The organism is Rhodoferax sp. (genome assembly GCF_025354435.1).
Classification (GTDB): domain Bacteria; phylum Pseudomonadota; class Gammaproteobacteria; order Burkholderiales; family Burkholderiaceae_C; genus Rhodoferax_B.
Window position 1 is genome coordinate 1 of the sequence record NZ_JANXMU010000046.1, and the last position, 7,889, is coordinate 7,889.

Sequence of the window (7,889 nt, forward strand, 5' to 3'; positions counted from 1 at the left end):
GCGGTGCTGGGCGAATCCCGCTTCTTGGTCGGCGGCCAGGGCCAGGGTGTGTTGCTTCATCTTTGTCGCCTTGTGAGGGATGACAATACCAATGCAAGTCACGCGCCAGGTCGGGACTTATTCAGCGTTGCCTTAACGCCCGGACGGCCAGCGGTAGCCCAACACCGAGGCCAGCGGGTAGCTGTTTTCACACACGCAGTCCAGCTGGTTGCCGCCCAGCAGCAGCACCTGGTCGCCCTGGGTGCGCAGGTAAAAGCCGACATGGCCGGTCCAGCCGGTGGGGTTATCGCGGGTCAGCACCACGATGCAGCCGGGCACGGGCGCATCCAGCGGCTGGCCCCAGTCCAGCCAGGAGCGGGCCAGCGCCGAGCCGGTGCCGGTGATGCCCACCTGGGCCAGCGTCCAGTTCACGAAGGACGAACACCAGGCCGCCTTGTCGTCATAGCCCGCGATATGGGTGCCTGCGTGGTAGGCGGTGATGCGCGGATTGCTCTGGCCGGGCGGTGCGGTGCGGACGCCCTGCTCGCTGGCAGCCACCAGCATCCAGGTAGCGAAGGGCTGGAGCGTCAAAACAAGCCTTGTGGCACCTTGTCGGCCTTGGTTTCCAGCGGGTTGGCGGCCAGCCAGTTGGCCGGGTACTGGCGCATGAATTCTTTGGCTTTCTCGACGCGTACGGTGAGCCAGGCGTCCACTGCACCTTCGTTCAGGATGACCGGCATGTGTTTGTCGTTGCCTTCGGGGCCGTAGCGGCGCATCAGGGCGTGGTTGTTGGCGTTGACAGTCAGCACGGTGTAGCTGAGGAAGGGCACGCCGTCTGGCCCGGTCCAGCTGGCCCACAGCCCGGCCACGCCCATGGGTTTGCCATCGATGCGCGAGATGCGCGTGGGCACGGCCTTGCCGCTGCGCCAGTCGTCGGCAAAAAACGCCTGCATGGGCACGATGCAGCGCTGGTTTTGCAGCCAGGCATCGCGAAAGTTTTGCGTGGTGCTAGCCGTCTCGGACCGGGCGTTGACCAGCTTGGGCGCACGCAGCTTGCCGTCCGATGCCGACTTGACCCAATGCGGCACCAGGCCCCACTGGGCGGGGATGAGTTCGCGGCTGGCGGGGGTGCCCGGTGGCGCATCGGCAGGCGCGGCCACCGGTCGGATGCAAAACCCCGGCTTGCGCGGCCACATGTCGCGCTCGCCCAGGGCGCTGGGCGGTTCGACATTGAAAGCGTCTTGGTAGGCGGCGGCTTGTTGCAGGGATTCGTAGTGGGTGGTCATGCGGGGATGGTAGCGCGCTGGGAGAGCAGCGGCACGGCATGCAAGCGGCGGCACGCCAGATGCAAATACTTACAAAGCCGCTCTGCAGACCCAAATGGCGTGGTGCAAATTTACAAGCTTTTTAAGCCTCTAGCGTAATATCTACCTGCACAAGTAGCTATTATTTAAATAGCAAATACAGAATGCAGAGCCAAAACAAGAAACAGGCAGCCTGGGCCGCCCACTGCGGCAAAACAGTCCACAACGTCAACCACGGCCCAGATTACGGCGTTTAAAACCTATCCTTAGGGGTTTGTGGGGCCTGAAAACACCGCCCGTCACAACCCGAATACAGTTTCGCCTCCTGCCAACGCAGCAACTTACTTGACGACCAACACCATGAACACACCTACCGATTCCATTTCCAAGCCCCGCCTGCACCCCATGGTCATTGCCGCCTGCTCCGCCGTGGTGCTGGTCTGCGCCGTGGGCACGGCCGCCATCATGGGCTGGATTCCCACCTCTGCGGCCCGCAACACCGAGACCAGCGGCCTGGCGCAACCGGCGATGATGGCCCCGGTAACAGCTCCAGTGACTGCCCCGGTGGAAGCCCCCGTCCGAGCCCCTGTAAAGGCCCCGCAAATGGCCGCAGCGCCCGTGCGCAATACCACCACCCACACCGAGCCACGGCCGGTTGCCGCCATCTGCAGCAATTGCGGCGTGGTGGAATCCACCCGCGAAATCACCACCGCCGCCCAAGGCAGCGGTGTGGGCGCGGTCGGCGGCGCAGTGGTGGGCGGCGTGCTAGGCCACCAGGTCGGCGGCGGCCGGGGCCGCGACGTGGCCACCGTGCTGGGTGCCCTGGGCGGTGCCTTTGCCGGTAACCACATCGAAGGCCAGGTGAAAGCCTCGCACAGCTACGAGATCGTGGTCCGTCTGGACGACGGCTCCACCCGCACCCTGCACCAGTCCGAGCAGCCCGGCTGGCAAGCCGGTGACCGGGTGAAGATCGTCAACGGTGCACTGCGCTCCATCGGCTAAATCTAGATTTCAAGCAGAGGCCTCACACAACGGCCATCAAGCGCCGCACCGCCGCACGGGCGGTATGGCGCAACTCTGCCACATCCACGCCCTGCAGCACGTCGTTGCGCACCACCTGCTGCCCGGCCACAAACAAGGCTTTCAGCAGGGGCCGCCCGCCGCTGACCACTGGCCCCAGCGCCACATCGTGCAGGCCAAAGTAGCGCGGGTCGTCCAGCGCGTAGACCGCCAGGTCTGCCGCCATGCCGGGGGCCAGCGTACCCACATCGCCCAGGCCCAATACGGTGGCACCGCCCGAGGTGCCCCAGGCCACCACGTCGTCGGCACTGACCGCCACGCGCGCGCCCTCCCCGGCACCGCCACGGAACAACGGCTGGCTTTTGTCGCCCTGCGCGGCGCGCTGCATCAGCCAGGCAGCATGCACTTCCGACACCATGTCGGCGGCTTCGTTGGAGGCCGCACCGTCCACCCCGATGGAGATGGGCACACCCGCCGCCTGCAGCGCCATCACGGGCGCGGTGCCGCTGCCCAGGCGGCCATTGCTTTGCGGGCAGTGGGCGATGCCGGTGCGGGTGCTGCCCAGCAGGGCGATTTCTTCCGCATCCAGCTTGACCAGGTGGGCAAACCACACGTCTGAACCCAGCCATTCGTGCTCGGCCACAAAGCGCACCGGCGACAGGCCGTGCATGGCGTGCACGCTGTCTTGGTAGCCCACGGTTTCCGACAGGTGCGAGTGCAGGCGGATACCCAGTCGCCGGGCGGTGCGGGCGCATTCCCGCAGCTCGCTCGGTGCCAGCGAATACGGCGGTGTGGTGGGGGCCATGACCACGCGGCGCATCGCGTCTGGCGCGGGGTCGTGGTAGCGGGCGGTGAGGCACTCTACGTCGGCCAGGTAGGCATCCAGCGTCTCGGGGCGCATGGCCTGGGGCAGCTCGGCCTCTAGCTGGCGGGTGCGGGTGGCACCGCCGCGGCACAGCACAAAGCGCAGGCCCATGCGCTCGGCCTCCTCGAACAAAATCGCCGATCCGTCGAAGGGCATGCCGGGGTAGTACAGGTAGTTGTGGTCGGCCACCGTGCCGCAGCCCGACAAGGCCAGCTCCAGCAGGCCGATGCGTGCGGCGGTGCGGAACAAACCCTCGTCAAACGCCGCCCGGAAGCGGTACGGCGTGGCCGCCAGCCAGGCCGTCAGCGGCAGGTCGATACCGCCCGCGTCGCCCTTCAGCAGCGACTGGAACAGGTGGTGGTGGGTGTTGACCCAGCTGGGGTAGATAACGCAGTCGGTCGCGTCGACCACCGTCTCGCCCGGCTTCGGGCTGAGCTGGCCGATGGCCTCGATGCGCGTGCCACGCAAGCGGATATCGGGGCCGGCAATACGGGATGCAGCGCCGGGTTGCCCGCTCAAAATGGCAGCGGCGTTGCGGATCAAAGTAGTCGTCATATCGCGCTTTCGTGCCAATGGCCCAAGGCCTTTTTAGATAGCCAAACCATGCTGATGAAAAGTAACACACCAGTGACAGAAATCAGCACCAGTGCAGCGAACAGGCGCGGGATGTTGATCTGGAAACCGGCCTGCAAGATCTCATACGCCAGCCCCGCCCCGGTGCCGCCCGTACCGGCCACAAACTCGGCCACCACCGCACCAATCAAGGCCAGCCCGCTGGAGATGCGCAGCCCGCCAAAAAAGAACGGCAAAGCACTGGGAATGCGCAGCCGCACCAGGGTCTGCCAGCGGCTGGCGCCGTTGAGTTTGAACAGGTTCAGCAGCCCCGGGTTCACGCTGCGCAGGCCCAGCACGGTGTTCGACAAAATCGGGAACAGCGTCACCAGCGTGGCGCACAGCACCAGGGCAAAGGTGGGGTCTTTGACCCAGATGATGATCAGCGGCGCAATCGCCACCACCGGCGTGACCTGCAGCAGGATGGCGTAGGGGAACAGGCTGGCCTCGATGAAGCGGTTTTGCACAAACACAAACGCCCCGGCCACGCCCAGCAGCACCGCCAGCGCAAACGCCAGCACGGTGATTTTCAGGGTCACCGCCAGCGCCCGCAGCAGCGACGGGCCGTCGGTCAGCAGGGTGTGGGCGATGTCGCTGGGCTTGGGCACCAGGTAGATGGGCACCTGCCAAAGGGTGCACACAGCCTGCCAGACCAGCAGCAGGCACAGGCCAAAGCCCAGGGGGGCCAGCCAGTTCAGCACGCCGGGGCGTTGCAGCAAGGGGGTTGTCATTCATCACTCCTTCAAAGGTTGTCTTAATGGGCCGACATCAGCAGGGCAGACAGTTCGCGGCAGTGGTCGGCGAACGCAGGGGACAGGCGGTAGGTCTCGGAGCGGTCTGGCTCGTCCAGCGGCACGTCGGCGATCAGGCGGCCCGGCCGGGCGGCCATCATCACCACCCGGCTGGACAAAAACACCGCCTCGTAGATGCTGTGGGTAACGAACACTACCGTCAGGCCCCGGGCGGCCCAGAGGGCGCGCAGGTCGGCATCGAGCTTGTTGCGGGTGAACTCGTCCAGCGCGCCAAAGGGTTCGTCCATCAGCAGCACATCGGGTTCGGTGACCAGCGCCCGGGCAATGGAGGCGCGCATCTGCATGCCACCCGACAGTTCACGCGGGTACGACTGGCCAAAGGATGCCAGCCCCACCTGGGCCAGCGCCGTGGCCACCCGGGCATCGGCCTCGGCACGCGGCACGCCGTGCAGGTCCAGCGGCAGGCGCACATTGCCCGCCACGGTGGTCCAGGGCATCAGGGTGGCCTCCTGGAACACCATGGCGGTCTTCAGGCCGGACTTGGCTGGGCTGTCGAACCCGGCCCAGCGCACGTGGCCGTGCGAGGGCGTTTCCAGCCCGGCAAACATCTTCAGCAGCGTGCTCTTGCCGCAGCCCGAGGGGCCGAGCAGCGAGACGAAATCACCCCGCTGGATGCGCAGCCCCATGCGCGCCAGGGCGTGGGTGCCGTTGCCGTAGGTTTTTTCTACCTGGTTGGCGTGGAGCACGGTGTCGGCATCTGGCGGCAAGGACAGCACCGTAGGCACAGTGGGCACTGGAATAGGCAGGGCTTGCATCAGCATGGTGCGTACTCCTTAGGCTGGCACGGCGTGGATGGGAATGTGCCGGTTGCCCTGGTGCACTTCTTCCTCGCCGTGGGCCTTCAGCAGGTCCAGCAGCTGGCGACGGACCATCAGGCCGGGGCGGTCGCTGGGCATATGGAATTCTTGCCGCCGCGTAGTGTCGATGCAAGCGTCGAAGTCGGTGGCTTCCAAAATGTCGCGGTCTTCGGCGGTGATGGCCGCGTCCCAGGCTATCAGCTCCTGCGTGCTGCACGCCTCCTCGCTGTCGTTGCGGTACAGCCACTGCACCAGCATCAGCCGGTCGTCGCCGATGGGGGTGGCGCAGTTGTAGATGATGTGGTCGATGCCGCTGTCGGGGTACTGGCAGCCGAAGCGGCGCGCAAACGGCAGGTAGTAGCGGTTCGTCAGGTGCCGCTGCGTCATGGGCGCGGTGCTGCCGGTCACGCGGTGGCCCGCGGGCGGGTTTTTGATGGGCACCCAGGTCTCGGCCTCGAAGCCGTAGTCGGTGTCATGGATCTCGTACTTTTGCGGTACCGGCTGGTCGATGTCGCCAAAGTTGGCCTTGTGCACGAAGCTGAAGTGCGAGTTGTCGAAGGCGTTCTCCATCACCCGCACCGGGCTGGTTTTCCATTCTTCGTAGAACTGAAAGATGCGGCGGTAGCCGGGCGCGCCGTCTTCGGGGAAGTGCGGAATATCGCGCAGCGGGTCTTCCAGCGCCACCCACACATAGCCGTAGCGCTCCTGGCAGTGGAAGGACGGCACCTTGGCCCCGGCGGGGATGTTGCCGTCGGGGTTTTGCGGAATCCGCACGCAGCTGCCGCTGCAGTCGTAGGTCCAGCCGTGGTAGCCGCAGACGATGTGGTCGCCGTCGACAAAGCCCTTGGACAGCTTGGCCGTGCGGTGGCAGCAGCGGTCGCGCAGCGCGGCGGGCGTGCCGTCCTGCTTCTTCCATAGCACCAGGTTTTCACCCAGCAGGGTGAACGGTTTCGGGCCGTCGTCCAGCTGGTGGATGGGCATGAGCGCGTACCAGAAGCGGCGCAGTATGGGTTGTTGGGTCACTAGCATGTTGGGTACTCCTTCACGCCGCTCAGGGCATGACCTTGAGGTCTTTAACGAACTGCGTGGTGTAGGCCTTTTTCCAGTCCACATCGGCCTTGAGCAGCCCGGCGGCCACCATGAAGTCGAAGGTCTGCCTCCAGCGCGCATCGGTCATCACGCCCGCGCCCAGCTTGGCGGCATCGCCACCGTCAAAGGCTTTCAGCTCCTTGATGCGCTTGACCGCGTAGGCCAGTTGCTCGTCGTCCATCTTTGGGTTGTCTTGCTTGATCAGCGCGTTGCCGGGGGCCGGGTCGGCCAGGTACGACTTCCAGCCCTCGATGCTGGCACGCACAAAGCGCTGCACCAGCGCCGGGTTCTCGGCCACCAGCTTGGTGCTGCTGACGATAGATTTTCCGTAGGGCGGGTAGCCCTCGTCGGCAAACAAAAAGAACTTGGCTTTCACGCCCGCCTTGGCGGCCTGGAAGGGTTCCGACGAGGGGTAAGCCTGCTGCGCGGTGTTGGCATCGGCAAAGAAGGGCTGCAGGTTGAAGGTGTAGGGGCGTGCCTGGTCCTCGGTGTAGCCGTACTTGGCTTTCAGCCAGGGCCACCAGGTGGGCCGGGCCGAGGTGGACACCAGAATCGTCTTGCCCTTGAGGCCACCCAGCCCGGCCACATCGTCGTGGGTCATCAGGCCTTGCAGGTCTTTTTGGAACGCGGCCCCCACGGTGGTCACCGGCAGGCCCTGCTCTACCGATTTGAGCGTTTGCAGGTCGTAGCCCATGATGAAGTCGGCCTGCCCCGCCGCCAGCAATTGCATGCCGTTGACCTGCGGGCCGCCCATCTTGATGGTCACGTCCATGCCGTATTTTTTGTAGATACCGGTGGCCACGGCTTGGTAGAAGCCGCCGTGCTCGGCCTCGGCGTACCAGGAGGTGAGGTAGGTCACCTTGTCCTGCGCCCAGGCCGCGCCGGTGAGCGACACGGCAGCCGCCGTGAGAGCCAAGCGGGCGAACCACCGGCGAGAGAGAAGAGGGGAATTGCGATGCATGTCAGTCTGTCCTAAAGCTAGATGGCTGTGGAAAGACGAAAGCACCGCGCAGAGACCGGCCCCAACACCGCACCAGGGTGCGGACGGCCACAAGCTGTTCTCCGGGGTGTTCAAGTCTGAACACCCATGCACACGCCAGGCGGCATGTGCATGCGACGGTACTTCCGCCACCGGAGCAATGACCGACAACCCATGCCCTGTAGGGGGCGGGTTGCTGACAGCTTCTACTCCACCTACGACCATGCAAATGGTGTGCCAGGTGGATGGCACGGCTTTGGTGCAACCGTTTCACCCGGCCTGCGAATCCCCAAACCTAGGGTTTCACCCTAGATTGCAGTTGCAACACAGCCTGCGTGCTCCCGACACACAAAAGCCGCCGCGGCTTGGGAAGATCACCCCATCGCAAATCACTGCAACAACCCCAAGGACTTCACCATGACACGCTCTATC

At 65.1% G+C, this 7,889-nt stretch carries 8 protein-coding genes; 1 reads left to right on the forward strand and 7 read right to left on the reverse strand.

Annotated elements, in window-relative coordinates:
- Nucleotides 1-132 precede the first annotated feature (132 nt).
- Together Q0T48_RS12425 and Q0T48_RS12430 are read right to left on the reverse strand one after the other, a co-directional pair.
- Nucleotides 133-570 carry a TIGR02594 family protein gene (locus Q0T48_RS12425; RefSeq protein WP_366887953.1) on the reverse strand — a complete coding sequence of 146 codons (438 nt, stop codon included), beginning with the start codon at nt 568-570 and terminating at the stop codon, nt 133-135.
- On the reverse strand, nt 567-1,265 hold the full coding sequence (locus Q0T48_RS12430; protein WP_295956797.1) for an SOS response-associated peptidase family protein: 699 nt from the start codon (nt 1,263-1,265) through the stop codon (nt 567-569). Before Q0T48_RS12430 ends, Q0T48_RS12425 begins: the two co-directional genes overlap by 4 nt.
- Nucleotides 1,266-1,643: 378 nt before the next feature.
- On the opposite strand from Q0T48_RS12430, the gene Q0T48_RS12435 reads away from it, so the two are divergent.
- Nucleotides 1,644-2,285, forward strand: coding sequence for a glycine zipper 2TM domain-containing protein (locus Q0T48_RS12435; protein ID WP_295956800.1), 642 nt, complete (start codon nt 1,644-1,646; stop codon nt 2,283-2,285).
- 22 nt (nt 2,286-2,307) lie between these two features.
- Here the strand turns inward: Q0T48_RS12435 and Q0T48_RS12440 are convergent, their stop codons facing one another.
- From Q0T48_RS12440 to Q0T48_RS12460, 5 genes are all read right to left on the reverse strand, one after another.
- Complete coding sequence (locus tag Q0T48_RS12440) at nt 2,308-3,723, reverse strand: amidohydrolase family protein (protein WP_295956803.1); 1,416 nt, start codon at nt 3,721-3,723, stop codon at nt 2,308-2,310.
- On the reverse strand, nt 3,720-4,511 hold the full coding sequence (locus Q0T48_RS12445) for an ABC transporter permease (RefSeq protein ID WP_295956805.1): 792 nt from the start codon (nt 4,509-4,511) through the stop codon (nt 3,720-3,722). The genes Q0T48_RS12440 and Q0T48_RS12445 overlap by 4 nt, the downstream gene beginning before the upstream one ends.
- 23 nt (nt 4,512-4,534) lie before the next feature.
- Nucleotides 4,535-5,218, reverse strand: coding sequence for an ABC transporter ATP-binding protein (locus tag Q0T48_RS12450; RefSeq protein WP_295956814.1), 684 nt, complete (start codon nt 5,216-5,218; stop codon nt 4,535-4,537).
- A 147-nt stretch (nt 5,219-5,365) separates the two neighbouring features.
- Nucleotides 5,366-6,418: an aromatic ring-hydroxylating dioxygenase subunit alpha gene (locus Q0T48_RS12455; RefSeq protein WP_295956806.1), complete on the reverse strand. Its 1,053-nt coding sequence runs from the start codon at nt 6,416-6,418 to the stop codon at nt 5,366-5,368.
- A 22-nt stretch (nt 6,419-6,440) separates the two neighbouring features.
- Nucleotides 6,441-7,439: an ABC transporter substrate-binding protein gene (locus Q0T48_RS12460; protein WP_295956809.1), complete on the reverse strand. Its 999-nt coding sequence runs from the start codon at nt 7,437-7,439 to the stop codon at nt 6,441-6,443.
- Nucleotides 7,440-7,889 lie beyond the last annotated feature (450 nt).

Excerpts from the sequence above, each read along its gene's own strand:
- Q0T48_RS12455 (WP_295956806.1), bottom strand. The coding sequence starts at position 6,418 with ATGCTAGTGACCCAACAACCCATACTGCGCCGCTTCTGGTACGCGCTC.
- Q0T48_RS12430 (WP_295956797.1), bottom strand. The coding sequence starts at position 1,265 with ATGACCACCCACTACGAATCCCTGCAACAAGCCGCCGCCTACCAAGAC.
- Q0T48_RS12450 (WP_295956814.1), bottom strand. The coding sequence starts at position 5,218 with ATGGGGCTGCGCATCCAGCGGGGTGATTTCGTCTCGCTGCTCGGCCCC.
- Q0T48_RS12460 (WP_295956809.1), bottom strand. The coding sequence starts at position 7,439 with ATGCATCGCAATTCCCCTCTTCTCTCTCGCCGGTGGTTCGCCCGCTTG.
- Q0T48_RS12440 (WP_295956803.1), bottom strand. The coding sequence starts at position 3,723 with ATGACGACTACTTTGATCCGCAACGCCGCTGCCATTTTGAGCGGGCAA.
- Q0T48_RS12435 (WP_295956800.1), top strand. The coding sequence starts at position 1,644 with ATGAACACACCTACCGATTCCATTTCCAAGCCCCGCCTGCACCCCATG.
- Q0T48_RS12445 (WP_295956805.1), bottom strand. The coding sequence starts at position 4,511 with ATGACAACCCCCTTGCTGCAACGCCCCGGCGTGCTGAACTGGCTGGCC.